Annotated in this window: 24 protein-coding genes; 12 read left to right on the top strand and 12 right to left on the bottom strand. The window is 64.1% G+C overall.

The features are described 5' to 3' along the window. Window positions 1-77: 77 nt before the first annotated feature. Complete coding sequence (locus KUL25_RS02475) at window positions 78-1,868, top strand: ABC transporter transmembrane domain-containing protein (RefSeq protein ID WP_257891480.1); 1,791 nt, start codon at window positions 78-80, stop codon at window positions 1,866-1,868. Here KUL25_RS02475 and KUL25_RS02470 read toward each other — a convergent pair. The 4 genes from KUL25_RS02470 to KUL25_RS02455 all read right to left on the bottom strand — a co-directional run bounded on the left by KUL25_RS02470 (window position 1,865) and on the right by KUL25_RS02455 (window position 5,253). Next, a complete protein-coding gene (locus KUL25_RS02470) occupies window positions 1,865-2,599 on the bottom strand; it encodes a maleate cis-trans isomerase family protein (protein WP_257891479.1) in 735 nt (244 codons plus the stop codon). The genes KUL25_RS02475 and KUL25_RS02470 overlap by 4 nt on opposite strands. Continuing rightward, window positions 2,596-3,753: a M24 family metallopeptidase gene (locus tag KUL25_RS02465; RefSeq protein ID WP_257891478.1), complete on the bottom strand. Its 1,158-nt coding sequence runs from the start codon at window positions 3,751-3,753 to the stop codon at window positions 2,596-2,598. The genes KUL25_RS02470 and KUL25_RS02465 overlap by 4 nt, the downstream gene beginning before the upstream one ends. Continuing rightward, a complete protein-coding gene (locus KUL25_RS02460; protein ID WP_257891477.1) occupies window positions 3,750-4,787 on the bottom strand; it encodes a pyridoxal-phosphate dependent enzyme in 1,038 nt (345 codons plus the stop codon). Before KUL25_RS02460 ends, KUL25_RS02465 begins: the two co-directional genes overlap by 4 nt. Before the next feature lie 121 nt (window positions 4,788-4,908). Beyond that, a complete protein-coding gene (locus KUL25_RS02455; protein ID WP_257891476.1) occupies window positions 4,909-5,253 on the bottom strand; it encodes a hypothetical protein in 345 nt (114 codons plus the stop codon). A gap of 822 nt (window positions 5,254-6,075) precedes the next feature. Between KUL25_RS02455 and KUL25_RS02450 the strand changes: the two genes are divergently transcribed. Next, window positions 6,076-6,423: a TfoX/Sxy family protein gene (locus KUL25_RS02450; RefSeq protein WP_257891475.1), complete on the top strand. Its 348-nt coding sequence runs from the start codon at window positions 6,076-6,078 to the stop codon at window positions 6,421-6,423. 156 nt (window positions 6,424-6,579) lie between these two features. After that, window positions 6,580-7,002, top strand: a complete 423-nt coding sequence (locus KUL25_RS02445) for a c-type cytochrome (RefSeq protein ID WP_257891474.1) — start codon at window positions 6,580-6,582, stop codon at window positions 7,000-7,002. An 83-nt stretch (window positions 7,003-7,085) separates the two neighbouring features. Here KUL25_RS02445 and ndk read toward each other — a convergent pair whose 3' ends face one another. Next, a complete protein-coding gene (gene ndk / locus KUL25_RS02440) occupies window positions 7,086-7,508 on the bottom strand; it encodes a nucleoside-diphosphate kinase (protein WP_257891473.1) in 423 nt (140 codons plus the stop codon). 108 nt (window positions 7,509-7,616) lie between these two features. Further along, a complete protein-coding gene (locus tag KUL25_RS02435; protein ID WP_257891472.1) occupies window positions 7,617-8,795 on the bottom strand; it encodes a Bcr/CflA family efflux MFS transporter in 1,179 nt (392 codons plus the stop codon). A 62-nt stretch (window positions 8,796-8,857) separates the two neighbouring features. Here KUL25_RS02435 and KUL25_RS02430 point away from each other — a divergent pair, with 62 nt between their 5' ends. The 3 genes from KUL25_RS02430 to KUL25_RS02420 all read left to right on the top strand — a co-directional run bounded on the left by KUL25_RS02430 (window position 8,858) and on the right by KUL25_RS02420 (window position 12,057). After that, entirely contained in the window at window positions 8,858-10,696 is a 1,839-nt protein-coding gene (locus KUL25_RS02430) for an ABC-F family ATP-binding cassette domain-containing protein (RefSeq protein ID WP_257891471.1), read from the top strand. A gap of 128 nt (window positions 10,697-10,824) precedes the next feature. Further along, on the top strand, window positions 10,825-11,442 hold the full coding sequence (locus tag KUL25_RS02425; RefSeq protein ID WP_257891470.1) for a MarC family protein: 618 nt from the start codon (window positions 10,825-10,827) through the stop codon (window positions 11,440-11,442). A gap of 36 nt (window positions 11,443-11,478) precedes the next feature. After that, on the top strand, window positions 11,479-12,057 hold the full coding sequence (locus KUL25_RS02420) for a retropepsin-like aspartic protease family protein (protein WP_257891469.1): 579 nt from the start codon (window positions 11,479-11,481) through the stop codon (window positions 12,055-12,057). Window positions 12,058-12,062: 5 nt separating this feature from the next. Here the strand turns inward: KUL25_RS02420 and KUL25_RS02415 are convergent, their stop codons facing one another. Together KUL25_RS02415 and KUL25_RS02410 are read right to left on the bottom strand one after the other, a co-directional pair. Further along, entirely contained in the window at window positions 12,063-12,527 is a 465-nt protein-coding gene (locus KUL25_RS02415; protein ID WP_257891468.1) for a DNA polymerase III subunit chi, read from the bottom strand. Window positions 12,528-12,556: 29 nt separating this feature from the next. Continuing rightward, window positions 12,557-14,023 (bottom strand): leucyl aminopeptidase, encoded by a 1,467-nt coding sequence (locus KUL25_RS02410; protein WP_257891467.1) that lies wholly within the window; start codon window positions 14,021-14,023, stop codon window positions 12,557-12,559. 113 nt (window positions 14,024-14,136) lie between these two features. On the opposite strand from KUL25_RS02410, the gene lptF reads away from it, so the two are divergent. The 6 genes from lptF (at window position 14,137) to rsmA (ending at window position 21,730) form a co-directional block, all read left to right on the top strand. Continuing rightward, a complete protein-coding gene (gene lptF, locus KUL25_RS02405; protein WP_257891466.1) occupies window positions 14,137-15,306 on the top strand; it encodes an LPS export ABC transporter permease LptF in 1,170 nt (389 codons plus the stop codon). Continuing rightward, window positions 15,285-16,397, top strand: a complete 1,113-nt coding sequence (gene lptG / locus KUL25_RS02400) for an LPS export ABC transporter permease LptG (RefSeq protein ID WP_345790916.1) — start codon at window positions 15,285-15,287, stop codon at window positions 16,395-16,397. The genes lptF and lptG overlap by 22 nt, the downstream gene beginning before the upstream one ends. Next, window positions 16,394-18,529, top strand: a complete 2,136-nt coding sequence (locus tag KUL25_RS02395; protein WP_257891465.1) for an LPS-assembly protein LptD — start codon at window positions 16,394-16,396, stop codon at window positions 18,527-18,529. Before lptG ends, KUL25_RS02395 begins: the two co-directional genes overlap by 4 nt. Before the next feature lie 76 nt (window positions 18,530-18,605). Then, window positions 18,606-19,865: a peptidylprolyl isomerase gene (locus tag KUL25_RS02390; protein WP_257891464.1), complete on the top strand. Its 1,260-nt coding sequence runs from the start codon at window positions 18,606-18,608 to the stop codon at window positions 19,863-19,865. A 15-nt stretch (window positions 19,866-19,880) separates the two neighbouring features. Next, window positions 19,881-20,876 carry a 4-hydroxythreonine-4-phosphate dehydrogenase PdxA gene (gene pdxA, locus KUL25_RS02385; protein ID WP_257894808.1) on the top strand — a complete coding sequence of 332 codons (996 nt, stop codon included), beginning with the start codon at window positions 19,881-19,883 and terminating at the stop codon, window positions 20,874-20,876. Next, the gene (gene rsmA / locus KUL25_RS02380) at window positions 20,873-21,730 is read left to right on the top strand and encodes a 16S rRNA (adenine(1518)-N(6)/adenine(1519)-N(6))-dimethyltransferase RsmA (RefSeq protein ID WP_257891463.1); all 858 of its coding nucleotides are present in this window, start codon (window positions 20,873-20,875) and stop codon (window positions 21,728-21,730) included. Before pdxA ends, rsmA begins: the two co-directional genes overlap by 4 nt. Window positions 21,731-21,783: 53 nt before the next feature. Here the strand turns inward: rsmA and KUL25_RS02375 are convergent, their stop codons facing one another. The 4 genes from KUL25_RS02375 to KUL25_RS02360 form a co-directional block, all read right to left on the bottom strand. Further along, a complete protein-coding gene (locus tag KUL25_RS02375) occupies window positions 21,784-22,473 on the bottom strand; it encodes a DUF4167 domain-containing protein (RefSeq protein ID WP_257891462.1) in 690 nt (229 codons plus the stop codon). Between the two features lie 236 nt (window positions 22,474-22,709). Next, window positions 22,710-23,549: a peptide chain release factor N(5)-glutamine methyltransferase gene (gene prmC, locus KUL25_RS02370; protein ID WP_257891461.1), complete on the bottom strand. Its 840-nt coding sequence runs from the start codon at window positions 23,547-23,549 to the stop codon at window positions 22,710-22,712. Continuing rightward, a complete protein-coding gene (prfA, locus tag KUL25_RS02365; RefSeq protein WP_068364991.1) occupies window positions 23,546-24,610 on the bottom strand; it encodes a peptide chain release factor 1 in 1,065 nt (354 codons plus the stop codon). The genes prmC and prfA overlap by 4 nt, the downstream gene beginning before the upstream one ends. After that, the gene (locus KUL25_RS02360; RefSeq protein ID WP_257891460.1) at window positions 24,610-25,068 is read right to left on the bottom strand and encodes a DUF1499 domain-containing protein; all 459 of its coding nucleotides are present in this window, start codon (window positions 25,066-25,068) and stop codon (window positions 24,610-24,612) included. The genes prfA and KUL25_RS02360 overlap by 1 nt, the downstream gene beginning before the upstream one ends. Window positions 25,069-25,129: the final 61 nt, after the last annotated feature.

Genomic DNA, 25,129 nt, shown 5'->3' with positions numbered 1-25,129 from the left:
GTTGCCCGGCAAAGCGAACAGATAGCCTGTAACGGAGCGCGGCGTTTGCAGTCGTGGCGCACGACGAAGGGCACACCGTGGCAACCAAAGCGCCAGCACATATTCTTGAGGCCCGCCGCCCGCGCAAAGGATCTCGCCGGATCGGGATCTTAGGGGCGCTGGTGCCGTTCTTGCGCCCCCACCGGACCCTGATTGGCGCGGCAGCAATGGTGCTGCTTGTGACCACCCTCGTGTCGCTTGCCCTGCCCCTGATCGTGCGTCGACTGGTGGACCATTTCAACGCCGGAAACGTCGAGCTTCTGGACCGGTACTTCGTCATCGGCCTTGTTGGTGTCGCGGCCCTTGCGGTTGGCTCGGCCCTGCGCTTCTACCTCGTCGCCCGCCTCGGAGAGCAGGTGGTGATGGACCTGCGTAACGCGGTCTTTTCGCGGGTCATCGGCCTCAGCCCCGCCTTCTACGAGACCACCATGACCGGAGAGATCCTGAGCCGCATCACGGCCGATACCACGCTGGTGCAAAACGTCGTCGGCTCTTCCGCCGCGACGGCCCTGCGCAACGTCCTGACCCTGACGGGCGGTGTCTTCCTGCTGGTCACGACCTCGGTGAAGCTGTCGGCCCTTGTGCTGCTGGTCGTGCCCCTGACGCTTGTGCCGATCTATCTTTTGGGCCGCAAGATGCGCCTCGCCAGCCGCGAAGCCCAAGACTGGCTCGCGGCTTCCTCGGGCAAGGCCTCGGAAAGCCTGTCGGCGGTGCAAACCGTGCAATCCTTCACCAATGAAAAGGCCAGCCGAACCCAGTTTTCCTTCTTCACCGCCAAGGCCTTCGCCGCCGCGCGACGCCGGATCGAGATCCGGGCGGCGCTGACCTTCTTCGTCATTCTCCTGTCGTTTACCGCCTGTGTCAGCGTCGTTTGGGTCGGCATCGGGGATGTCCAGAGGGGCCTCATGACCCCCGGAACCCTCGTGCAGTTCATGATCTACGCCGTCATGGTCGCCACGGCGCTGACGGCCACGGCGCAACTTTGGGGCGACCTTCAGCGCGCAGCGGGTGCGACGGAGCGGTTGGTCGACTTGCTGAGCGCCGAAGACGGCGTAACGGATCTTGAGGCCCCCACACCGCTGACGGGGCCCGTGACGGGCCATATCGTCTTTGAAGACGTCCATTTCACCTACCCCACGCGCCCCGAGGCGGCGGCATTGGCGGGCGTGACGCTGGAGATTTTGCCGGGCGAGACCGTGGCACTGGTTGGCCCTTCGGGGGCGGGCAAGACTACCATTGTCCAGTTGATCCAGCGCTTCTATGACCCCACCGGCGGGCGCATCACCCTTGATGGCTGCGACCTGCGCGACCTGTCCCGGCCCGCGTTCCGCCGCAACATTGCATTGGTGCCGCAGGATCCTGCGATTTTCGCGGCCAGCGCCACCGAGAACATCCGGTTCGGGCGTCTGGACGCGGATCAAGCCGCGATCGAGGCTGCCGCGAAGGCCGCCGCCGCCCATGGCTTCATCACCGGTTTCCCCCAAGGTTATGACAGCCACCTGGGCGAGCGCGGCGTAATGCTATCGGGCGGCCAGAAACAGCGCATCGCCATTGCCCGCGCGATCCTGCGCGATGCGCCGGTCCTGTTGCTGGATGAGGCCACGAGTGCGCTGGACGCGGAAAGCGAGACCGCCGTGCAGATGGCCGTCGACCGCCTTAGCCGCAACCGCACGACGGTTATCATTGCCCATCGCCTGGCCACAGTGAAGAAGGCCGACCGCATCATCGTGTTGAACGAAGGGCACGTCGTGGCCACCGGCACCCATGATGAGTTGATTGCCGCAGGCGGGCTATATGCCCGCTTGGCCAAGCTGCAATTCATCGGCTAGGCGCGCAGCAACGCCGCGTCGATCCCCGCAGCCTTCAGCCCTGCCAGATGCGCCATGTGCCATGCCAGCACCAGATTACTCGACAGGACCGGCAGGCCCAATTCCGCCTCGATGGGCGCGATTACGTCCAGCGTGCGCAGGTTGGTACAGGACAAGAACACCGCGTCGCACGGTGCCTGCGCCACGGTCGCGCGGGCCGCATCGACGATTGCACCGGGCGCGATACGCACGACACGCGCCTCGTTGGCCTCGTTGAAACTGGCGAAGGCCGCAATCTCGATACCCGCCTCGGCCAAGACATCCATCAGGCGCGTCGAGACCTCTTCGACATAGGGGCTGACCAGCGCCAAACGGGACAGGCCCAACTGCCTGCATGCCGCGATCAGGGCCGACACGGGATCCGTGACCGCCTGCGTCTCGACGCCTGCGCGGGTGAGTTGCGCGATGCGCCCTGCCCCGATCTGCGCCGTACCCGACGTGCAGCCAAAGCCCACCACCGCCAGTTTCGCGCCCCGTGGCAACAGCGAAGCGGCCGCCGTGAGGTCACGCGCCATCTCACCGAGGCTGTCGCAGGATACCGTGTCCGACGACGGGATCCGGGTCACCAGAAGCTCGGCCCGTTGCGGCAGAAGGCGGCCCAGGTCCGCCTCCAGCGTCTCGTCCGACTGCAGGACGACCATGCCCAATTGCGGCGGGCGATCCTCGGTCAGCGCATAGGGAAGATGGGTCATATCACGCGGATCTCCCGGTCTTGAGGCGAAGACAGGAAGCGGGCGCCCTGCGCCTCGATGACGATGTTTTCCTCATGCACCATGATCTTGCCGTCGGGCAAAGTCACGCCCGGCTCCAAGGTCAGCACCATCCCCTCTGCCAGTACGGTCTTGTCGGCGGCGATGATCGACGGCCATTCCGTCAGCTGCATCCCCACCCCATGCCCCAGCCGTCCCGCGTCAGACCCCGCACCGCCCGGGTTCACGATGTCAGTCATCGCATGGAACAATTCGCAAATCCGCGCGCCGGGCTTGGCGGCTTGGAACCCGGCCTGCGTCGCCTCGATCAACCGCCCGTGGCCCTCGGTCACCGCCGCCGAGGGCGCGCCAAGGCTGAAATTCCGGTCGAAATCGCAAAAGTAGCCGTCCCAGACCAATCCGGTGTCCAGCATCAGCACATCGCCCGCCGCCAAGGGGGCCTCCGTCGCCGGAGAAATCACATCGCCGTATCCCCCAGCCTCGGACGCACCCGCCAGATACGGCACCCAATCCGCGCCCCCCTCCAGACAAAGTCGCTGGAAATCTCGGAACACCCGCGCCAGCGGTATTCCCACGCGCGCAATCTCTGCCACTCGGTCAAAGGCGCGATCGGCGATCTGGGCGGCGCAGGTGATCTTGGCCAGTTCCGCCCGCGACTTCACCATGCGCAAACGGCGCGTGATCGTCGCGTCGCCCGTGATGCGACGGGCCCCAAGCGATTGTTTCAGAGTTTGAAAATCGGCCAGCGGCATCCGAAGGTGGCTTTCCATCTGATCCGCCACGCCGATCCGGGCGTCCGGAGGCGTCACCTCCTGCAAGGTCTCGGCCAATAGGCCAATGCCGTCATCATCGTAATCAGGCGCCTGCCAGGTGCGAATGTCATCAAGCCACGTCTGCCCCATCAGATGCGCGCCGATGCTGGGGATCACCGCAATCGGCGCGCCCGAGGCCGGGATTACGACAAACCAGGGCCGCGTGGGGCTTTCCCAGAAGCGCGTCAGGAAACCGGTGTAGTAGCGCACCTCGGGCTCGGTCGTGAGCAGCAGCGCCGACAGACCAGCCTTTGCCATAAGCGCCTGCGCGCGATCGGTGCGGTCGCGGAACTCTGCCTCCGGAAAGCCGCGAGGGGGTGTCATTCCGGACCCTCGCTAAGGATCAGCAGCACGCGCGAGGTGCGATCCAACCCAAAGTCGCCCTCTGCGGCGACGATCAGGCCCGCTAGACCCGCCGCGCCCGACGGCGTCGAGGGAAGCCCCGCTTCCTCGGCCATCTGCGCGCCCAAAGCGCCCTCTTTTTCGGAAATCACCATGAAATCCGAGGCATCGCGCGACAGCCCCTTCAGCGCAATCAATGACGGCTCCTTGCAATCGAGCCGCCCCATGACGCTCGCGGGCCCCTCGGTGGTCATCGCGCGCCCCGCCGCGACCGAAGCGATCAGCGCAGGCGCCGCGTCGGGCTCCACCACGATGATCCGGGGACCAGCGCCCCAAACCTTTCGTGCATAGGCCGCGGCAGAGGCCGCCATACCGCCCACCCCCGCTTGCAGGAAAACATGGGTCGGCGGCGCAGGTATCTGCGCCACGGCCTCTTGCATAAGGACCAGATAGCCCTCCATCAGCCGCCACGGGCGCTTTGTGTAGCCGGGCCATGAGCTGTCGGACAGCAACACCGCCCCCTCTGCCGCAGCGTCTGCTTTCGCCGCCTCCATGCTGTCTTCATAGACATCTCCGCGCCAGCGGACTTCTGCGCCCATCCCCTCTAGCCGTGCCGCGAAAGCGGCTGGCACCGTGGCCGCCAGATAGATCACCGCGCGCGCGCCGAACGCCAGCGCGCCCGCCGCCACCGACAGCCCATGGTTACCTGCGCTGGCGGTGTAATAGGCGCGGCCCTTGGCGGTTCCCGCCGCGGCATCACAGGCAATGACGTAGGCCGCGCCCAAGGCCTTGAAGCTTCCCAATCCCATGCGCGCGCGCTCATCCTTGAGGTGCAACGCCTCGAGGCCCAAGCGTGAAGCAAGCGCGGGTGCCGCCACCAAGGGCGTCTGCGCGGCCTCGGGGCATCGGCTGAGCAAGGCGGCCGGTGCGTCGGCGTCCACCGAGGGCCATGGAATATCCGAGAGGTCAGCTTGCACAGCATCGACTTGGGCGGGGGTCGGTATCAGGTGTCGCATTGGCAAGAGGTAACATGGTGGCCCCCACCGCCAAGCAGATTCTTATCGCCCCGTACAAAAGAAAGCCCCCCGCCATGGTGGCGAGGGGCTGACCCGGGGGAGGAGGTCCCGTGATCTGGTCTTAGTTGTTCTCACGATCAGCGGCGCGCAGGCGCTCGAAGATGTCGGCGCCGTAAGCGGGCGTGCCGTTCACGACGGTTGCGCCGTTCAGGCCGCGCAGGTCGCCGGTGCCGTCAGCGTATTCGTTGAACAGGGCGAAGGCTTCAGCCAGGGGCGTCATGCCGCGGGTAGAGACCTGCGTGGTGTTCGCGCCATTGGGCAGGGCCACAACGTCCGAGGCGCTATCGGCCGACTGGTTGAAATGCGCGATGGCGAAGGCGGTGGAGGCCGATTGCGCGAAAGCCGGAGCAGCGAGGGAAGCGGCCATGGACAGGGTGGTAGCGGCGATGATTGCGATCTTTTTCATGACGTTAGTCCTTTTTCTTTTCTGAGTGGGCGGCGGTTGTCGCGGCCCCTGGTTTGGGTTGTCTTGGGGAAGCGCGGCGTCTTGCTGCGTTCCGATGAGATGAATATGCGCCTTGTGTTGGCGTGATTCCACACACGTATCTGAGAGAAATGCGCGATATAGGTGCGAATATGAACAGACGGCACCCCGCCCTGCACCAACCACACAGGCCCGTGAAAGCCCGTCTCGCCGCCGTGAGGACGGCGCGGGTTTTTGCAACAATTCGCACCGCAATTGCATCGCCCTGCGCGCCGCATCGAACGGGTACTGCCCGATCGCGACCAAGGCCGCCGCAAGATCGCCCAATATTGCAGCATTTCGCGTTTAAGCCCCCTCTCGCACCGCCTACCCCTTCACGTGCAACGCCGGAGAAGCCAAAAAGATCTCAGTTGATGTGAGCCGGGACGTCTCCTCCCTTTGTTCCCGGTCCACCCAACGCCTTCCAAGCTGGCGGCCCGCGTCCTCGTCTCTCTTCCACTGATCCGGGACGCCAGCTTTTCTTTTCCCCGCTCCGATTTTTGTTTTCACGGACTTGGTGCCCCATTGTCGCCTCATTTCCGCACCGTAAATCGCCTGATTTCAGGCGCAGCGTTTTCTGTGCAATCCCAAAGAACGGAGCAGCACGATGCCAACCCGCAAGCCAAAGCCCGCCAAGGGCCAAGCCCCCGCCAAGGAACTGCCAACGCCGGTCCGCTTCTCGGATTGGGCCAGTATCTGAGCGCAGAACGCGTTCAAGTTTCGAACAGACCTGTGTAAGGTGACGACCTCAACCAGAGGTCCACGATGACAGATGACGACGACACCGCCCCAGTGACGGTGATCCGCAATATCGGCCCCGCCCAGGCCCAGGTTCTGGCGAATGCCGGGATCCACACCGCGGGGCACCTGCGCGATCTTGGCGCCGACCAAGCCTACCGCGCGATCCTAAGAACCGGCGCACGGCCCCACTTCATCATGTACTATGTCCTGCACATGGCGTTGCAGGGACGCCCTTGGAACGACTGCAAGGGGGCCGAGAAGGACGCGTTGCGCGCTCAATTCGACACCCTGAAAGCCGACGAAGCGGGTTCCGTCGTCGACAGCGCATTCGAACGCATGCTCGATGACATTGGCGTGGGTCAGCGGCGCTAGGCGCATCGCTATCGACAATCGCCCTCGGTTTTTCCGCGAAGCTGCCCTCGCCCGCGCATGTCTCCGGCAGGGTTGATCCACGTCAATCGGCAGATCGCACAGGCAACTATACTCCGTATCGTGTCGACGCTTGGATAAACCGAGGGAGGGTCCGAAATGGGACAGGTTTCACGCATCATTGGTCTGGTAGTCGGACTTGCAGTCTGGCTGCCGCTGGTAGCCAACGCACAACAAATCGGTCAATTGGAGTATATGGACAGTTGCGCCCAATGCCATGGCGCGTCCGGGACCGGCGACGGGCCGTTGGCAGGGTACCTGAACGTATCCCTCCCCGATCTGACAGCCCTTCAATCTCAGAACGGCGGCGTGTTCCCGGTGACCTCCGTCTACCAGATCATCGAGGGCCCGGTCTCCAGCGGGGCCCATGGCAGCAGCGAAATGCCCGCATGGAGCAACCGTTTTCAAGCCCGGGGACGGTTGGTGGCGAACCCCGACTTCTCCACCACCGAGGCCGAGATTTACGCACGCTTCCGGATCCTTGCCCTGATCGAATACCTCGCGGGGATCCAACAGGATTAGATGACGTAACCCTTTTCAGCACGCACAAAGGGCCGCCCCATCTGTCTGGGACGGCCCTTTTTCATGTGCTAGAACAGGGTGGCTTAGCCGACCAGCTCAAGACCCGAGAAGAAGAACGCGATCTCTTCCGCGGCCGTCTCGGGCGCGTCGGAGCCGTGGACCGAGTTCTCGCCGATCGACAGCGCGAATTCCTTGCGGATCGTGCCGGGGGCGGCATCGGCGGGGTTGGTGGCGCCCATGACTTCGCGGTTCTTGGCAATGGCGTCTTCGCCTTCCAGAACCTGCACAACGATCGGCTCGGAGATCATGAATTCACACAGCTCACCGAAGAAGGGACGCTCGGAGTGGACACCGTAGAACTGCTGCGCCTGGGCCAGCGTTAGCTGGATGCGCTTGGAGGCGACGATGCGCAGACCGGCTTCCTCGAATTTAGCGGCGATCTGGCCGGTCAGGTTGCGCTTGGTGGCGTCGGGTTTGATGATCGAGAAAGTGCGCTGGATGGCCATGGGGCTGCTCCGGGTTGAGTGCGTTAAGATTTCGCGCGGCAGCTAGCATGGGCAACAGAAGAAGGAAAGACCCGGCAGCGACCGCCCTGCCCCCGAATGGCGGCTTGCTCAATTGGCTGGCAGGGCCTTGGACCAGCGGCGCGCCAGGAGGGCCGCCGCCATAGATACGGCCACAGCCGCCACCATAAGAAGGATGAGCCGCGCCGGCGTCGCCTGGGCGCTGAGAACCATGGTGGTCAGCCCTGCCAGGACCGCGCCCGTCACCAGGACAAAGGCCCCTGCAAGCCCCGCCGCCGTGCCCGCCATTTCGGGCCGCACGGCCAATGCACCCGCATTGGCGTTAGCCACCGTCAGGCCATTGCCGAAGCCCACCGTCATCGTGGCCGCGAACAGCACCCACAAGGTCCCGAACCCTGCAAGGAAAACTGCCAACGCAGCGACAAGCGACACAAGCGGCAGGCCGCGCCCCACAAGGATCAACGGCATCGCACCCACCCTTTCGACCGTTCGCGCCGAAATGCCCGCCCCAAGCATATACCCCAGCGTGATCGAGCCCAGAACAAGGCCGATCTGGTCCGACGAAAGGCCGAAAACCTGCGACGCCACGAAGGGCGCCCCCGTCAGAAAGGTGAAGAACGCCCCGACGCTGAACCCCAACACACATGTGTAGGCCCAGAACACAGGCTCTTTCAGCAAGGCCGTCACGCGGCCTGCTTGCCGCGCGGGGTCCCGTTGCTTGGTCTCTCCCAGATCCGCCCAAATCAGCACGAATGCGGCCAACCCAAAGATCGTGTAGGCCGCGAAGATTGCACGCCAGCCGAACCACGCGTCCAGAAAGCCCCCCAGGATAGGCGCCAACATCGGCGCAATCGCCATCGCCGTCGCAATCGTCCCCAGCTTCGCCGCCGCCATCCGCCCGTCATAGAGGTCACGCACCACGGCGCTGGACAGAACGCCGCCTGCCACTGCAACGGCTTGCACCGCGCGCGCCACCAGAAACACCTCGATGGATTGCGCGCTCAGGCAGACCAGCGACGTCACCACGTAAAGCGCCAACACCCCCAACAGGACCGGCCTGCGGCCAATGCGGTCCGACAGCGCGCCAAGCGACATCTGGAACACCGCCGCGCAGGCCATGTATCCGGAAATCGCCAAGCCCATCACCGCCTCGCTCACGCCGAAGCTTTCCCCCATCGCGGGCAAGGCAGGCAAAAACATGTTGAGGGTCAGCACCGACAGCGCCGTCATCAGCACCAGCGTAGTCAACCTTGGGGGTGTTCGCGTCACGGAAGGGCATCCTTTCGAAAACCAGCTAGCATGGGGCGCAACCCTCTGCTAGGCCGCGCTCCATGTTGCGTATTTCTGATATCGGTTACTCCGTCGCGGGCCGCTCTCTGCTTGAGGGCGCCTCTGTCACCATTCCTGCGGGCCACAAGGTGGGCATCGTGGGCCGCAATGGCACGGGCAAGACCACGCTGTTCCGGATCATCCGGGGCGAATTGGGCCTTGATACTGGTGAAATTACCCTACCTGCGGGCGCGAAAATCGGCGGTGTGGCCCAAGAAGTGCCCTCGTCCGAGACGTCCCTGATCGACACGGTGCTTGAGGCCGATACCGAACGTGCCGCCCTATTGGCCGACACGTCCCAGGACCCCACGCGCATCGCCGAGGTGCAGGCCCGCCTCGCCGACATCGACGCCTGGGGGGCCGAGGCGCGCGCCGCACAGATCCTGCGCGGTCTTGGCTTCAGCCACGAAGACCAGCAACGCCCCTGCTCCGCCTATTCAGGCGGCTGGCGCATGCGGGTCGCGCTGGCCGGTGTCCTGTTCGCGCAACCCGATATTCTACTGCTCGACGAGCCGACCAACTATCTCGACCTTGAAGGCGCTTTGTGGCTGGAGGCGTATCTGGCCAAATACCCCCACACGGTCCTGATCATCTCCCACGACCGCGGACTGCTGAACCGTGCCGTGGGCCACATCCTGCACCTCGCCGACAAGACGCTGACCTATTATACCGGCGGCTACGACACTTTCGCCAAAACCCGCGCGGAACGCCGCGCCGTGCAAGCCGCCGCTGCCAAGAAGCAAGACCTCCAACGCGCCCACCTGCAATCCTTCGTGGACCGTTTCAAGGCCAAGGCCTCCAAGGCGAAACAGGCGCAATCGCGCGTGAAAATGCTGGAGCGAATGGAAACCATCCGCGCGCCCGAAGATGCCGCGCGCACCGTCTTCACCTTCCCCGAGCCCGAGGCCCTCAGCCCGCCTATCGTCGCCATGGACAACGCCGCCGTGGGCTACGGCGACCGCGCAGTGCTTAACCGTCTTAACCTGCGGCTGGATCAGGACGACCGCATCGCCCTCCTGGGCCGCAACGGGCAGGGCAAATCCACCCTGTCGAAACTGCTGGCGGGCAAACTGCAAACGATGGAGGGCCGCGTCATCTCGTCCTCCAAACTGCGCATCGGTTACTTCGCGCAGCACCAGGTGGACGAGTTGCACCTTGATGAGACGCCGCTCGATCACCTGCGCCGGGAACGCCCCACCGACGCGCCGCCGAAATTGCGCGCACGCCTTGCGGGCTTCGGCCTTGGCGCGGATCAGGCCGAAACGCTTGTGGCCAAACTCTCCGGCGGCCAAAAGGCGCGCCTATCGCTGCTGTTGGCCACGTTGGAAGCGCCGCACCTCCTGATCCTGGACGAGCCGACCAACCACCTCGATATCGAATCCCGCGAAGCCCTGGTCGAGGCACTGACCGCCTACACAGGCGCCGTGATCCTCGTGTCCCACGACATGCACCTGCTGTCGCTCGTGGCCGACCGCCTCTGGTTGGTTAAGGACGGCCATGTCGCCCCCTACGAGCATGACTTGGAGACCTACCGCCAATCCCTTCTGGGGACCGAGCCCAAGGCCGCCAAACCCGCAAAACCCAAGCCCAAGCAACTGTCCCAGGACCAGATCAAAGAGCTGCGCTCCGAGGTCAAGAAAGCCGAAGCCCGCGTCGAAAAGATCGAAGACATGCGCGAGAAGCTGGCCAAGAAACTCGCCGATCCTGCTCTCTACGAGGATGCCCGCATCGGCGAGCTGACCACCTGGCAAAAGAAATACGCCGAAGTGATGGAAGGCCTCGCTCGCGCCGAAGACCTCTGGGAAAAGGCCCAGGCCAAGCTCGATGCCGCACGCCCCTGAGGCTCCCCTTTCATCTTGCCCGGAAAACTCCGGGGTATTCGCATCCCTTGGATGCGAAAAAGGGGCAGCGCCCCTTCCTCTTGAAAAACCAATGCAGCTTTGCTGCGCAATTTGCTAGAAATCGCCCCATGGACCTCGCCCTCCTGATCCCTGCCTTCGTGACGCTGTTCGTCATCATCGACCCGATCGGTCTCGCGCCTCTTTTCGTGGCACTGACCCAAGGCATGACCCCGCGCCAGCGCCGATCCATCGCGATCCGCGCCTGCCTCGTGGCCGCAGCCCTCCTCACGCTGTTCGGCGTCGCGGGCGAAGCGGTCTTGGGCTTCCTCGGCATTTCCATGCCCGCCTTCCGCATGGCAGGCGGCATCCTGTTGTTCCTCACCGCCCTCGATATGCTGTTCGAGCGGCGCAGCCAGCGGCGCCAAGGCACCGCGGATTCCGAGCCTGAGGGCGAAGACCCCTCCGTCTTCCCCTTGGCCATCCCGCTGATCGCGGGCCCCGGGGCCATCGCCACGATGATCCTGCTGACGGGCCAGGACGACAGCACCCTCAATCTCCTCGCGATCCATGGTGTCATGGCCCTCGTGATCGCCTGCGTCTTCACGCTTTTCCTACTTGCCGCCCCGCTAGAGCGGCTCCTTGGGCCGACAGGTATCAACGTCGTCACCCGCCTTCTGGGCATGCTTTTGGCGGCGCTTTCGGTGCAATTCGTCATCGACGGCTTACGCGATTTGCAGGTGATCTGACGTTTCATTTCGTCCAAGCCTGCCTATATCTGCATCATGGATAGCCAAGACATTCCCCGCCTGATCTACCTGATCGTGCTGCTTTGTGCGGTTGGCGGCTATTTCCTTTGGGGTCAGCGCCGCCAGCTTGGGAAGATGGCCCGCTACCTCGCGGTCTGGGGCTTCATCTTTCTGGGCGCGCTTGTGGCCGTGGGCCTTTGGAACGACCTGTCCAGTTCCATCGCGCCGCAGCAATCGGTGATGCAAACCGGTGCGATCGAGGTGCCACGCGCCTCTGATGGGCATTTCTACCTGACGTTGGAGGTGAATGGCGTGCCAACCCGCTTTGTGGTCGATACCGGGGCCTCGGCCATCGTGCTCAGCCAGGCGGATGCCACGCGCGCCGGCATCGCGACGGATGACCTGATCTTTTCGGGCCGTGCCAATACCGCCAATGGCCGGGTCGAGACCGCGCCCACCCGCATTGCGACCTTGTCGCTCAGCGGGATCGTGGACGAGAACGTGCGCGCCATCGTGAATGCGGGCGAGATGGACGGCAGCCTTCTGGGCATGACCTACCTCAACCGGTTCTCGCGGTTGGAAATCGCCGACGGGACTTTGATCCTGGAGCGTTAATGGCCTTAAGACGCTGCGCTTTCGGCCTTCATCTCCCAGCGCCCGGACGCCTCGGACCAGTATTTCGCCGCAACGCCTGCCGCCGTCAGGGCCTTCCACTGTTCCCGCGCGGTCTGCAAGGCCGCCTCGTCGTGGCCATCGAACAGGACCATCACCCGCTCCATCATGCCCACCTCGGCGGCCTCAACCGACGCCCCTTCCACCGACACAAGACAAGACGGATCGTTGCCTGCCGCCCCCATCGTCAGAAGCACCGGTTGATCGGCATCATGGGGACCGCCCGCGCGGCCGTGGGGCAGGAAGCCGTCCTCGGGTACCAGCCAAAGCTGCTCGTCCAGGCGGTCCAGCACAGCCTCCGTCCTGCCGCGCACGGCAACACGCCAGCCCGCTTGCAACGATTTGCCCAGAAGCACCCTTAGCGTTACCTCCAGCGGCGCTTGGGTGAGGTGGTAAAAATACGCCTCACCCATGACTTACACGCCATTCTTCATGTGATGGATTAGCTTTCATAGCCATCGCGCACGAGCCGATCCAGCGCCATCACACCCCAGCCCGTCGCGCCCTTGGGGGCCAACGCGGTCTCGGTCTTCACGCTGGCCACGCCCGCGATATCCAGATGGATCCACGGCATTTCGTCTTTCACGAAACGTTGCAGGAACTGCGCCGCTGTGATGGAGCCTGCGGCCCGACCGCCAACGTTTGCCATGTCCGCCACGCGGCTTTTGAGCAACTTGTCGTAGGCATCCCCCAAGGGCATCCGCCACGCGCCTTCATTCTCGGCCCCTGCCGCCTTCAGGAAGGCGCCGGACAGCGCGTCAGAGTTGGAAAACACTCCGGCGTTCTCATGGCCCAGACCAATGATGATCGCGCCCGTAAGCGTCGCCAGATCGATCATGCCGACAGGCTCGAACCGCTCCTGCGCGTACCACATGACATCGCACAGGACCAAACGCCCCTCCGCATCGGTATTGATTACCTCCACCGTGTCGCCCTTCATCGAGCGGATCACGTCGCCGGGCCGCGTCGCGCGTCCGTCGGGCATGTTCTCGACCAGGCCCACAATTCCCACGACGTTGGCCTTCGCTTTGCGCAGCGCCAAGGTCCGCATGACCCCCGAGACAACCCCCGCGCCGCCCATATCCATCGTCATGTCTTCCATACCGCCCGCAGGCTTCAGGCTGATGCCACCGGTATCGAACACCACGCCCTTGCCGATCAGGGCCAACGGCTTCTCCTTCCCGCCGCCATTCCAGCGCATCACGACGACCTTCGATGGGCTTTCCGAGCCTTCGCCCACCGACAACAAGGTGCGCATGCCCAATTCCGCCAAAGCCGGTTCATCAAGCACTTCGACGTCAAGGCCAATGTCCTTCATCGCCGCCAGACGATCGGCGAACTCCTGCGTTGTCAGGACGTTGGCAGGCTCATTGATCAAATCACGGGTGAAGAAGACACCCTCTGCCACGGCCATGGCGGTGGCGGCCTCGGGCGCCACCTCATCGGGCTTGGAGCAGTAGACCATTGCCCCTTGGCCCTCTTCCTTTTCCTTGGTGCGGTGGGTGTCGAACTCATAGGCGCGCAGGGCAAGGCCCAGTGCGATATCGGGGGTGCGGTTGAACGTGCCCGCGTACAGCGTCAGGGCGTCCTTGCCCTTGAACTTCGCCAGGGACGCGCCCGCCTTGCGCGCCTCCACCACCGTGGGGCGACGCTCCAACTTCACGACCAGCAGGGCATCGGCGGCCAATCCGGCCGGGAAACCCATGGTAAAGCCTTCTCCGACCTTCACTTTTCCCCACTTCTCGGACTCGACCAACCGTGCAACCGCTTGCTTCGTCAGGCGATTCACCCGGCGACCTGCCGGGTCCAGCTTGCCATCGGGCGTGACGAGGATCGCCAGCTTGCCTGCTGCATCGGCAAGCGCATCAAGGTCGGTTTCGGAAAAATCGATGGACATGAGGTCGGTCATCAAGGGCTCCATTTCGGGCGAAAAGCGTGACATTCGCGCCAGACCTTACGGCGCTGTTCCGCCCTTGGCCAGATCGCCCCTACGCAAGGGCGAAGATCGCTGATAAAACATAGATGACGCGGTCGGGCTGCCACCCGCACACCGCATGTGGGGGGTACCACGGCTTGGGTCAGTACGACCGATACATCTTGAAGCAGCTGGTGATGCTGTTTTGCTTTTTCAGCCTCGTGCTGGTGTCGGTCTATTGGGTCAACCAGGCCGCGCGCCTCTTCGACAGTCTGATCGCCGATGGCCAGAACGTCGGCGTGTTCCTTGAATTTTCAGCCCTGACGCTGCCGTGGATCGTGCAATTGATCCTGCCGGTCTCGGCCTTCGTGGCCACGCTCTACATTTTCAACCGCCTAATCAGCGATTCCGAATTGGTGGTGCTGCAAACGGCAGGCCTCTCGGCCCTGCGGCTCTTGCGGCCCGTCCTCGTCTTCGGCTGCCTGATGGCGCTTTTGGTGGCACTGCTTGGCAACCTCCTTGCACCCACCGCTCGCGCCCAGTTCATCGAGCGTCAGAGCGAGGTCCGCGATGACCTGACGGGCCGGTTCCTGCGCGCCGGAGAGTTCATCCACCCCACCGGTGGCCTTACGGTCTATATCCGCGAAATCAGCCCCTTGGGCGAGTTTCGCGACCTTTTCCTGCAAGATGCCTCCAACCCCGGGGTCGAGGTAACATATACCGCCACGACGGCACTGCTGGTCCGGTCAGTCAACGGCCCGCGGCTGGTGATGTTCGATGGCATCGCCCAAACGCTGGACCTGGAGACGGGGCGATTGGCGACGATCTCGTTCAGCGATTTCACCTATTCCGTCGCCACGCTGATCGATGACTCTGCCCTGCGCCGGGTGGATGTGCGCGAGTTGCCGACGCCCTTTCTTCTGACCGCCGATCGGCAGATGGCGGATGCGTTGAACCTGCCCCTGGCCCACATGGTCTTCGAAGGGCATGACCGCATTGCGCAATCCCTTTTCGTGATTTTCGTGCCGCTGATCGGAGCCGCCTCGCTGATGCTTGGCAGCTTTTCGCGCTTTGGGGTCTGGAAGCAGATCCTGATCGCCGTGGCCCTCGTGCTGCCCATGCAGATCGTGCGCAACGCGGGCGAGGCCGCCGTTCGGGCGGACGCCGAGGATTGGGCCATGGCCTATGCCCAACCGGCCCTGGCGGCAGTGATCGCCGCAATCATGATCGCATTGGCGATGCGCCGCTCCACCCGATGGCGGAGCGTTCCGGCATGATCCTGCATCTCTACATTGCACGTCGCTTTTTGATGGCTTTCGGGATCGTGACGGCTGTTTTCGTGGCGATCCTGCTGCCCATTGACATGGCAGACCAACTGCGCGGCCTGAACGAAGGCGAAGGCTTCACCGCCGTGCTGCAACTGGCACTGCTGAACTTGCCGCGCTCGTTGATGGGGTTGCTGCCCCTCTTTGTGATGCTGGCGACGCTGTTGTTGTTTCTGGGCCTGGCACGCACATCCGAGTTGGTGGTGGTGCGCGCGGCCGGACGCTCGGCCCTGGCGGCGGCGGCCTCTCCGGTTGTTGTGGCACTTATCATCGGGGGGCTTGCACTGGCGCTGCTGAACCCGCTGGTGGCCTCTACCGCGCGCCAGTTCGAGTTGACGCGCGCGCAGATGACCGGCGGCGAAAGCCGGACCGTCTCGCTGACGCAGGGGGGCTTGTGGTTGCGCCAGGGCACCGGCAGCGAGCAAACGGTGATCCGCGCACGCGCGACCAATTCCGACGGGACGCATCTCTTCGACGCCTCCTTCTTTACCTTCGACGCGAACGGCCTCCTGCTGGAGCGGATGGACGCGCGCGAGGCAGTGCTGGAGCGGGGGGCTTGGGACTTGGCGGACGTCAGGCGTTGGCCCATCGCGGGCTCTGACAACGCCGAGGCGGACGCGAGAACCTTCGCGGTACTCACCCTTCCCTCTACCCTCACGGCGGAACAGATCCGCGACAGTTTCGGCAACCCCGAAACGGTATCGATCTTTGATCTTCCGGGGTTCATCCGGCAGTTGAACGATGCGGGCTTTGCGGCGTTGCAACACCGCACATGGTTCCAGATGCAACTGTCCTCACCCCTGGTGATGGCCGCCATGGTGCTGATCGGCGCGGGCTTCACCATGCGCCACACGCGATTTGGCAAAACCGGTGTCATGGTGCTTGCGGCCATCCTTCTGGGGTTCGGAGTGGTCTTCATCCGCCGTTTTGCAGAGGTTCTGGGCGAAACCGGGCAAGTCTCGGTCACACTTGTGGCCTGGACGCCGCCGATTGCAGCAATCCTCTTGGCGCTTGGCTTTTTATTGCATACGGAGGATGGGTGACCCGTTGCGTCTTGCATATCGCTGCGGTCGTATTGGCCGTGCTCGTCTGCCTTCCGTCACCGGGGGCGGCACAAACGACTGCGCCCGCCACGCTGATCGCCGACAACATCCGTTTCAACGGCTCGACCTCTGTCACTGCACGTGGTGCGGTGGAGGTCTTCTTCGAGGGCTCGCGCCTCCGGGCGGAATCGATCACCTACGACGGCAGCACCGATAACCTGCGCGTCCAAGGCCCGCTCACCTTGGTAGACGAAAGCGGCAACGCTGTATTTGTCGCTGATTTTGCCGAGCTGTCGGCGGACCTGCAAAACGGCGTGCTGCAATCCGCACGACTGGTTCTGGATCGCCAGTTGCAGATCGCCGCCACCGAGATTGTCCACACGGACGGGCGCTATACACAGCTTTACCAGGCCGTCGCGTCGTCGTGCGAGGTCTGCTTCGATCACCCCACACCGCTGTGGGAAATCCGCGCCCGGCGCATCATACATGATGCCGAGGAACAACAGCTATACTTCGAAAACGCGCAATTCCGGGTCCTTGGCGTCCCCGTCTTCTTTCTGCCGCGCATGCGCATGCCCGACCCGACGCTGGAACGGGCGACGGGCTTTCTTGCCCCCTCTGTCAGCGCTGATGACCTGACCGGAACGCAATTGCTGGTGCCCTATTTCATTGAATTGGGCGACCATGCCGACATCACCGTGACCCCGTGGATCGGCGTCGGTACCCAGACGGTGGAGCTTCGTTACCGTCAGGCCATCCGCAACGGGGAACTGGAGGCCGAAGGCGCTGTGTCGTGGGACGATCTGACAAACAATGCGACCCGCGCCTACCTGTTCGCCGATGCGTCGTTCGAGTTGCCGCGCGCGTTCACCCTCGATTTGCAGCTGCAGGCTGTCAGCGACCGGGGCTACCTTACGACCTACGGCTTCAATGACCCCGATACATTGGAAAGCTACGCCCGCGTCAGCCGCGTGCGGCGCGATGAATATGTCGAGGCCTCCGGCACGCTCTACGAAAGCCTGCGCGACGGCGTCGATAACGACACCCTGCCCACCCGCGTCGCCCATGCCGAGATCACCCGCCGGATCACCCCGGACCTGATCGGTGGCACGCTGACGGCCACGCTTGAGGGCACGGGCTTCTATCGCTATTCGACCATCGATGGGGACGACGGGCGCGATGTCTTCCGCGTCACCGGCGCGTTGGATTGGCGCCGATCGCAGACCTTCGGCGGTCTCATGGCCACCTTTGAAGGGGCGCTTCACGGCGGGGTCTACAATACCCAGCAAGACGCCACATTCGGCTCGACCGTTTACCGCCTGACGCCCTATTCCGCCGTGGAATTGCGCTATCCGATGCAGGCCACGACAGCCACAGGCGTCAGCCACCTGATCGAGCCCATCGCGCAACTGGTCTGGTCCAACACCTTCGGCGACGCCCCCCCGAACGAAGACAGCTTCATCGTCGAATTCGACGAGGCGAACCTGTTTTCTCTCGACCGTCTTCCCGGGTCGGACCGCCGCGAGACAGGCACGCGCGCCAATATCGGCCTCAGCTACTCGCGCATCGCGCCGGGCGGCTGGACGGTGGGCGTGGGCGCAGGCGTGGTCTTGCGCCGCGAGGACGAGGGGCAATTCACCGAAGGCTCTGGCCTCAATGGCTTGCAGTCGGATTTCCTGATGGCCACCCACCTCAGCTTCTCGGACCAGCTAAGCGTCGCGAACCGGTCGCTTTTCGACAGCGCGCTGAACTTTACCTCCAGCGAATTGTCCCTGGCCTGGAGCGGGGACCGCCACGAGGTCATCTCAACCTATACCTTCCTGGAAGCAGACCTGGGCGAATTGCGCGCCGATCCCTTGGCGGAACTGGCCTTTGACGGCGAATATGCGCTCAACAGTGGCTGGGACGCGGGCCTGAATTTCCGGTACGACTTCATGGACAACGAGGCGACGCGGGCGGGCGTGACATTGGGCTACAGGAATGAATGTCTGGATATGGAGTTTTCCGTCTCGCGCCGATATACCACTTCCAGCACGTTGGAGCCGGCCACCAGCTTTGGGTTGACGGTGTCGCTGGCAGGGTTCGGGGCTGGACGCGAAGGCCGCTCGGTATCGCGCAGTTGCCGTGGATGAGGGCCCGACCGGGCCCACTAGATAACGACGCTGCCGCAAATGCGGCGGCACAGGACGAACGAACAGGGGTTCACGGATGAACGGCATAGTCTTGGCAGCACTCCGATTGCGGCAAATGACAGGTCTTGGGGCAGTGCTGATGGCCCTGTGGTTTGGGGGTACGGTCGCGCCAACGCCCGCCCAGGCGCAAAACCCGTTCGCGGCCGCCGTCGAGGTCAACGACACCATCGTGACCAACTACGAAATCAACCAGCGGATGCTCTTTCTTCAGGTGCTGAACGCCCAGGGCGATCTGCGTCAGCAGGCAGTTGAGGCGCTGATCAACGAGCGTTTGCAACTGGATGCCGCGCTGGCCGTCGGGGCCGAGGCCGCGCCCGAAGCGATCGAGGCGGGGCTGTCGGAATTCGCCGCCCGCGCCAACGTGGGCCCCGAACAGTTCCTGCAACAGATGGCGCAGCAAGGCATCGCGCCCGAAACGATCCGCGATTTCGTCGCCAACGGCATCACCTGGCGCAACGTGGTGCGGGCACGCTTCGGGCCGCGCGTCGAGATCACCGATGAAGACGTGGAACGCGCCCTTGAACTGGGCACCGTACTGGGTGGCGGGATCGAGATTGCGCTGGCCGAAATCATCATCCCCGTGACCCCCGACAACCAGGCCACACTGGAAACCGAACTTGGGCGCCTTGGCCGCGATCTTGCCGGCGATGTCGATCGGTTCTCGGAAGCCGCGCGCCGCTTTTCCGCCGCCCCCACGCGGGAGGCCGGTGGCGTCACGGGCTGGCGCGCGTTGCGCGAATTGCCCGAGGGTTTGCGCGACCTCTTCATGAGCATGAGCTACGGTCAGGTGACCGCGCCCGTGCCCTTGGGCGGCGGGCAGGCCTATGCGTTGTTCCAGTTTCGTGGCCAGCGCGAAGTGACCTCTCCGCGGTTGCCCGTCACCTCTATTGACTATGTGACCATTGCAATCCCCGGCGGCCGCTCGGTCGAGGCGCTGGCAGAGGCCGCGCGCCTGGATGCTGCCGTCGATGTTTGCAACGATTTTTACGGTGTGGTCCCTGGCGGTTTCACCTTTCACTCGGTCCCGCCCGGCCAAGTGCCCGAAGACATCGCGATGGCGATCCGTACGCTCGACAATCACGAAATGTCGACCTCGGTCACGCGCAACAACGGCACGGTCTTGCTTGCGGTCATGCTTTGTGACCGCGTGACGGCAGAGCCCGATGACGGGATCGACAGCATTCGTGAGCAGTTGTTCGGCGAACAATTGCAGCGGCTCGCGGCGAATTATCTGGAACAACTACGTGCCGAGGCGCGCATCGCCTACGTCAACTGAATGACAGTTCCCCCCATGGCCCGGCCCATCGCGCTGTCCGTAGGCGAGCCGTCGGGCATCGGCCCTGAAATCGCTGTCCGCGCCTGGGCCGCGTTGGGGGCCAAGTTGCCGTTCTTCGTGATTGGTGACCCGGCCCATTTGGTGGGCCTTGGCGCGCCGCTTGTGGCGCTCTCCAGCCCCTCCGAAGCAGCTGCGGCCTGCCATGATGGCCTGCCGGTTCTGCCCCACGCCTTTGCCGCCCCTGCCATTCCCGGCCAACCGGACCCGGCCAATGCCCAAGGCGTGATCGATGTGATCGCGCGCGGGGTGGATCTGGTGATGCGGGGCGAGGCCTCGGCCCTGACAACTGGTCCGATCCACAAGAAAGCGCTCAAGGATGGTGCGGGCTTTGCCTTTCCCGGCCACACGGAATACCTCGCCCATCTTGCAGGGGTGGAACGTGTGGTGATGATGCTTGCCTGCCCCGAACTGCGGGTGGTGCCGGTGACGATCCACATCCCCGTGGCCAAGGTGCCAAAGGCCCTGACGGCCGATCTGTTGCGAGACACGATCCGGATCACCGAAACCGCGCTGCGCCGTGATTTCGGCATCCCAGCCCCCCGGCTCGCCGTGGCGGGCCTAAACCCCCATGCAGGCGAAGGCGGCGCGATGGGCCGCGAAGAGATCGAGGTGATCGGCCCGGTACTCGAAGAATTGCGCGCCGCAGGAATGACGATCAGCGGGCCGTCCTCAGCCGACACGATGTTTCATGCCGGCGCACGGGCACATTACGACGCAGCACTGGCGATGTATCACGACCAGGCGCTGATCCCGATCAAGACGATTGATTTCGCGGGTGGCGTGAATGTGACGCTCGGCCTGCCGTTTATCCGCACGTCCCCGGACCATGGCACGGCTTTTGACATTGCAGGCACAGGCAGTGCCGATGCGACCTCCTTGATCGCGGCGCTGAAGATGGCGCACGATATGGCCGCCGCCCGAGGGTCTTCGCCCAAAGAGGCCGAACAATGAGTGGCATCGACGATCTGCCCCCCCTGCGTCAGGTGATCGCCACCCACGACCTGTCCGCCCGCAAGGCTTTGGGGCAGAACTTCCTGCTGGACCTGAACCTGACGGCGAAAATCGCGCGACTGGCAGGCGACCTGTCCCACGCCGATGTGCTTGAAGTCGGCCCCGGCCCCGGCGGGCTGACGCGCGGGCTTCTGGCAGAGGGCGCACGGCGGGTCGTGGCTGTCGAAAAGGACCCTCGCTGCCTTCCGGTGCTGGCCGAAATTGCGGCCGCCTACCCTGGAAAATTGAAGGTTCTCAACGCCGATGCCCTCGATCTGGACTGGGAAGCCGAGCTGCAAGCCCCCCGCAAGATCGTGGCCAACCTTCCCTATAACGTCGGGACCGAACTCCTGATCCGTTGGCTCACCCCCGCCACCTGGCCGCCCCCTTGGGAAAGCATGACGCTGATGTTCCAGCGCGAAGTGGCCGAACGGATCGTGGCCGCGCCCGGCTCCAAGACCTATGGACGCCTCGCGATCCTGTCCCAGTGGCGCGCCGAGGCGCGGATCGCCATGACCCTGCCGCCCGAGGCCTTCACGCCGCCACCCAAGGTGCATTCCGCGGTGGTCCATTTCACCGCCCTGCCCGCCCCCCGGTTCGAGGCCGACGCACGGGTACTGACCCGCGTGGTCGCCGCCGCCTTCGGACAACGGCGCAAGATGCTGCGCGCGGCCCTGAAGGGGCTGACCCCCGATATCGAGGACCGACTGATCGCCGCAGGGCTCAAGCCCACCGACCGGGCCGAGCAAGTGCCGCTGGAGGGATTCTGTGCGCTTGCGCGGGTGATGACGGACGTGATCGCGCCCGCGCGCTAGCCAGCCCCACGAAAAAGGGGCCCACCGGGCCCCTTGTCTGCTTTTGCGCTGCCTTATTCTGCGGCTTCTTGCGGCGGTTTGTCGTCGCCGACACCGGCCTCGGGGGCATCCTTCGCCGGCGCGTCAGCCTTGCGGCGCCGCGTCCGAGGTCGCTTTGGCTTGGGCGCGCTTTCGGGCGTTTCGACCAGACCGCTGTCGGCCTTCGCGGGTTCGATCACGGCATCGAAAGTGCCCTGCGCCTCTGCGTCCGCGCGGGGCTGTTCCGCCGGCTGCTCTTCGGGCTGCTGATCATTGCCGCCACCGCCCCGGTTGCGGCGATTGCCACCCTTGCTGTCGCCCTGGTTGCCACCTTGTTGGTCGTTGTTCTGCTGGCCCTGCTGTCCACCTTGTTGGCCACCCTGCTGGTTCCCACCACCTTGGTTGCCCTGTTGATTTCCCTGCTGGTTGGCCTGATGTTGGGCCTGATGTTGGGCCTGCTTGGCCTCTTGCTCACGCATCGCTTCCGCCAGCATCCGGGTGTAATGCTCGGCGTGCTGTTGAAAGCTCTCTGCGGCCACGCGGTCGTTGGAAAGCTGCGCATCGCGGGTCAGCTGATTGTATTTGTCGACAATCTGCTGAGGCGTGCCGCGCACTTTGCCCTCTGGCCCCGACGAGTCGAAGACGCGATTGACGATATTGCCGCCGCCTTGGCCATTGCGGTTGCGGTTCCCTTTGGACCGCGAACGGTTCTTCGAAGATCTCATGTGTGTACTAATCCAGTGGTCCTGGTTGGCGGCCACATCGCAACTTTGGCGGGGCCCGGAAAGTCTCAATCTGCGCGTCGTTTGTACCGATCCTTGGCACTGCGCGATCTGGCGAGAAAAGCGCGGAGGGCAGAGACTGCCTCGTGTCGCGCTTGGTAGTGAGTAAACATGTGGGGATGAGTGAGTCCAGACCATTTTGGCGAAAATCAGTGTTTCTCGCCGGGGATTGCGCCGTTTTAGCGCCAGATTCCGCCGACGACCCGGGATTTGCCGTTCAGGTCCGCCAGAACCGAGATATCCTGGAAGCCTGCTTCCTTGAACAGCGCCGAAACGGCGGCAGCCTGGTCGAACCCGATCTCGACCATCAGATGCCCCCCGGGGCGCAGATGGGCGGGGGCCCCGGCGATGATGATGCGATAGGCGTCCAGGCCGTCCCCGCCGGGGCTTAGCGCGATCCTGGGCTCCCAGCGGGTGATTTCAGGGGCCAACGTCGCGTAGGTGGCGGCATCCACGTAGGGCGGATTGGAGATGATCAGGTCGAACGTACCTTCTATGTCGTCAAACCAATCGCTTTCGATCAACGTCACACGCGCGGCCACGCCAAGTGCGTCCGCGTTCACCGCCGCGATATCCAGCGCCGCGCGCGACGTGTCACTGGCCACGCCCTGCGCGTCGGGCAATTCTGCCAAAACCGTCAACGCAAGCGTCCCGGGGCCCGTGCCCAGATCCAGAAAGCTGCGAGGAGAGGCCGCCAAAGCGGCGTCGAGGAGGGTTTCGGTATCCGCTCGGGGCGTCAGGACGTCGGGCGTCACCCGAAACAGGCGGTCGCGAAACGGGGCGTAGCCCAGGATCTGCGACAAGGGCTGGCGCGTCCGCCGCGCCGTCAAGATGGCCTCTAGACGGGCCGGATCGCCCTCGAAGGCATCGCTTCCACGCAAACTTTGCTGCGCCCGCGACAGGCCCGTCAGGTGTTCGATCACCAGCGCCGCTTCTCGACCTGCTTCATAGGCACCGGCGAATTCCTTGACGGCGTTGACGTAGGCGCTGTGGACGTCGCGCAGGGTCGTATCGCTCACCCGTTCATCTCGGCCAGTTTCATGGCCTGATCCTCGGCTGTCAGGGCATCCACGATCTCGTCCAGATCGCCCTGCATCACGGCATCCAGCTTGTACAGCGTCAGGTTGATGCGGTGATCGGTCATGCGGCCCTGGGGGAAGTTATACGTCCTGATCCGCTCCGAGCGATCGCCCGAGCCGATCTGCGCCTTGCGGTCGGCGGCCATGGCATCATCGGCCTTTTGACGTTCCAGGTCATAAAGGCGTGTGCGCAGGGTCTGCATCGCGATTTCCCGGTTGCGGTGCTGGGATTTCTCGGAGCTGACCACAACGATCCCCGATGGCACATGGGTGATGCGCACGGCCGAGTCGGTGGTGTTCACGTGTTGGCCGCCCGCCCCGCTGGCCCGCATCGTGTCGATTCGGATATCCGTGGCGGGAATGTCGATATCGACATCTTCAGCCTCGGGCAGCACGGCGACGGTCGCGGCCGAGGTATGGATACGCCCACCGGACTCCGTTTCCGGCACCCGCTGGACCCGGTGCACTCCCGACTCGAACTTGAGTCGCGCGAAGACGTTCTCCCCCTCCACCCGCGCGGTGCATTCCTTGATGCCGCCAAGGTCGCTTTCCTGTAGGTCCACGATCTCCAGCGTCCATCCCCGCGCCTCGGCATAGCGGGTATACATGCGCAACAAATCGCCCGCAAAAAGCGCCGCTTCATCGCCGCCGGTGCCGGGGCGGATCTCGATCATTGCGGGGCGCGCGTCGGCGGCATCCTTGGGAAGAAGCGCCAGTTGCAAGGACTGCTCGGCCGCTGGAATGGCAGCTTCCAGGCGAGGCAATTCCTCCTCCGCCAGTTCCTTCATATCGGGGTCCGCCAGCATCACCTGCGCCTCGGCCCGATCCTCCAGAAGCTGCTCATAGGCGGCGATTTCCGCAACAACGGGCTTCAGATCGGCATATTCGCGGCTGATCCTGGCGATTTCCGAAGGGTCGGGGTTGCCGTTCAGCTGCGCTTCGAGAAACTCGAACCGGTCAGTGATCTGGCGAAGGCGATCGCGGGGAAGCGCATTGGCCATCAGGCGTCGCCCGCCTCATCACGTGCGGCGGTCAGCCAGCGCTGTACCCGGGCGGTGTTTACCCCCAGATCGCTGTACCCGTCGCGCGCCCTGGAGAAGACGTGCACCCGCGTCGTGTCGTCCTCGGGCACCAGCCGAATGGTAATGAAATCCGGAAAGCCCATGACGCGCGATCGCACCATGTAGGTCACGAACCCCTCCCCAAGCGCGCCCGCGACGACCTGCGCGCCCTCGGCCTCGGCAATCGCCTGCAAGCGGCCCGCCACCACAAGCGCAGAGGCCTGAACCGTGGCCGCATTGGATCCGGCCAGAAGCGCGTTATTCGGGCTGGCGGGCGGCGTGACCTCTTCCGGGTCCACATGCCAATCTGCGGCGTCCACCGGGGAGAGGCGCACGTAAGCGGCAGCCGCAAGGGTCAGGACCACGAGGGCCGCGAGAATATAAAGAAGTATTTTCATGGCATCTCAGATGCGCCGCCACGGCGCGTCCGTCAAGTCATGTCGCGTTTTCCCTGACGTG

It is taken from the genome of Gymnodinialimonas phycosphaerae (assembly GCF_019195455.1).
Taxonomy (GTDB): Bacteria; Pseudomonadota; Alphaproteobacteria; order Rhodobacterales; family Rhodobacteraceae; genus Gymnodinialimonas; species Gymnodinialimonas phycosphaerae.
Note: the sequence above shows the minus strand (reverse complement) of the source record. Positions and strands in the feature narration are given on the sequence as shown.

Bases quoted from the DNA above. Each gene is read 5' to 3' on its own strand.
- KUL25_RS02470 (WP_257891479.1), bottom strand. From the start codon at position 2,599: ATGACCCATCTTCCCTATGCGCTGACCGAGGATCGCCCGCCGCAATTG.
- KUL25_RS02465 (WP_257891478.1), bottom strand. From the start codon at position 3,753: ATGACACCCCCTCGCGGCTTTCCGGAGGCAGAGTTCCGCGACCGCACC.
- KUL25_RS02460 (WP_257891477.1), bottom strand. From the start codon at position 4,787: ATGCGACACCTGATACCGACCCCCGCCCAAGTCGATGCTGTGCAAGCT.
- KUL25_RS02455 (WP_257891476.1), bottom strand. From the start codon at position 5,253: ATGAAAAAGATCGCAATCATCGCCGCTACCACCCTGTCCATGGCCGCT.
- KUL25_RS02450 (WP_257891475.1), top strand. From the start codon at position 6,076: ATGACAGATGACGACGACACCGCCCCAGTGACGGTGATCCGCAATATC.
- KUL25_RS02445 (WP_257891474.1), top strand. From the start codon at position 6,580: ATGGGACAGGTTTCACGCATCATTGGTCTGGTAGTCGGACTTGCAGTC.
- ndk (WP_257891473.1), bottom strand. From the start codon at position 7,508: ATGGCCATCCAGCGCACTTTCTCGATCATCAAACCCGACGCCACCAAG.
- KUL25_RS02430 (WP_257891471.1), top strand. From the start codon at position 8,858: ATGTTGCGTATTTCTGATATCGGTTACTCCGTCGCGGGCCGCTCTCTG.
- KUL25_RS02425 (WP_257891470.1), top strand. From the start codon at position 10,825: ATGGACCTCGCCCTCCTGATCCCTGCCTTCGTGACGCTGTTCGTCATC.
- KUL25_RS02420 (WP_257891469.1), top strand. From the start codon at position 11,479: ATGGATAGCCAAGACATTCCCCGCCTGATCTACCTGATCGTGCTGCTT.
- KUL25_RS02415 (WP_257891468.1), bottom strand. From the start codon at position 12,527: ATGGGTGAGGCGTATTTTTACCACCTCACCCAAGCGCCGCTGGAGGTA.
- KUL25_RS02410 (WP_257891467.1), bottom strand. From the start codon at position 14,023: ATGACCGACCTCATGTCCATCGATTTTTCCGAAACCGACCTTGATGCG.
- lptF (WP_257891466.1), top strand. From the start codon at position 14,137: ATGACGCGGTCGGGCTGCCACCCGCACACCGCATGTGGGGGGTACCAC.
- lptG (WP_345790916.1), top strand. From the start codon at position 15,285: ATGGCGGAGCGTTCCGGCATGATCCTGCATCTCTACATTGCACGTCGC.
- KUL25_RS02390 (WP_257891464.1), top strand. From the start codon at position 18,606: ATGAACGGCATAGTCTTGGCAGCACTCCGATTGCGGCAAATGACAGGT.
- pdxA (WP_257894808.1), top strand. From the start codon at position 19,881: ATGGCCCGGCCCATCGCGCTGTCCGTAGGCGAGCCGTCGGGCATCGGC.
- rsmA (WP_257891463.1), top strand. From the start codon at position 20,873: ATGAGTGGCATCGACGATCTGCCCCCCCTGCGTCAGGTGATCGCCACC.
- KUL25_RS02375 (WP_257891462.1), bottom strand. From the start codon at position 22,473: ATGAGATCTTCGAAGAACCGTTCGCGGTCCAAAGGGAACCGCAACCGC.
- prfA (WP_068364991.1), bottom strand. From the start codon at position 24,610: ATGGCCAATGCGCTTCCCCGCGATCGCCTTCGCCAGATCACTGACCGG.
- KUL25_RS02360 (WP_257891460.1), bottom strand. From the start codon at position 25,068: ATGAAAATACTTCTTTATATTCTCGCGGCCCTCGTGGTCCTGACCCTT.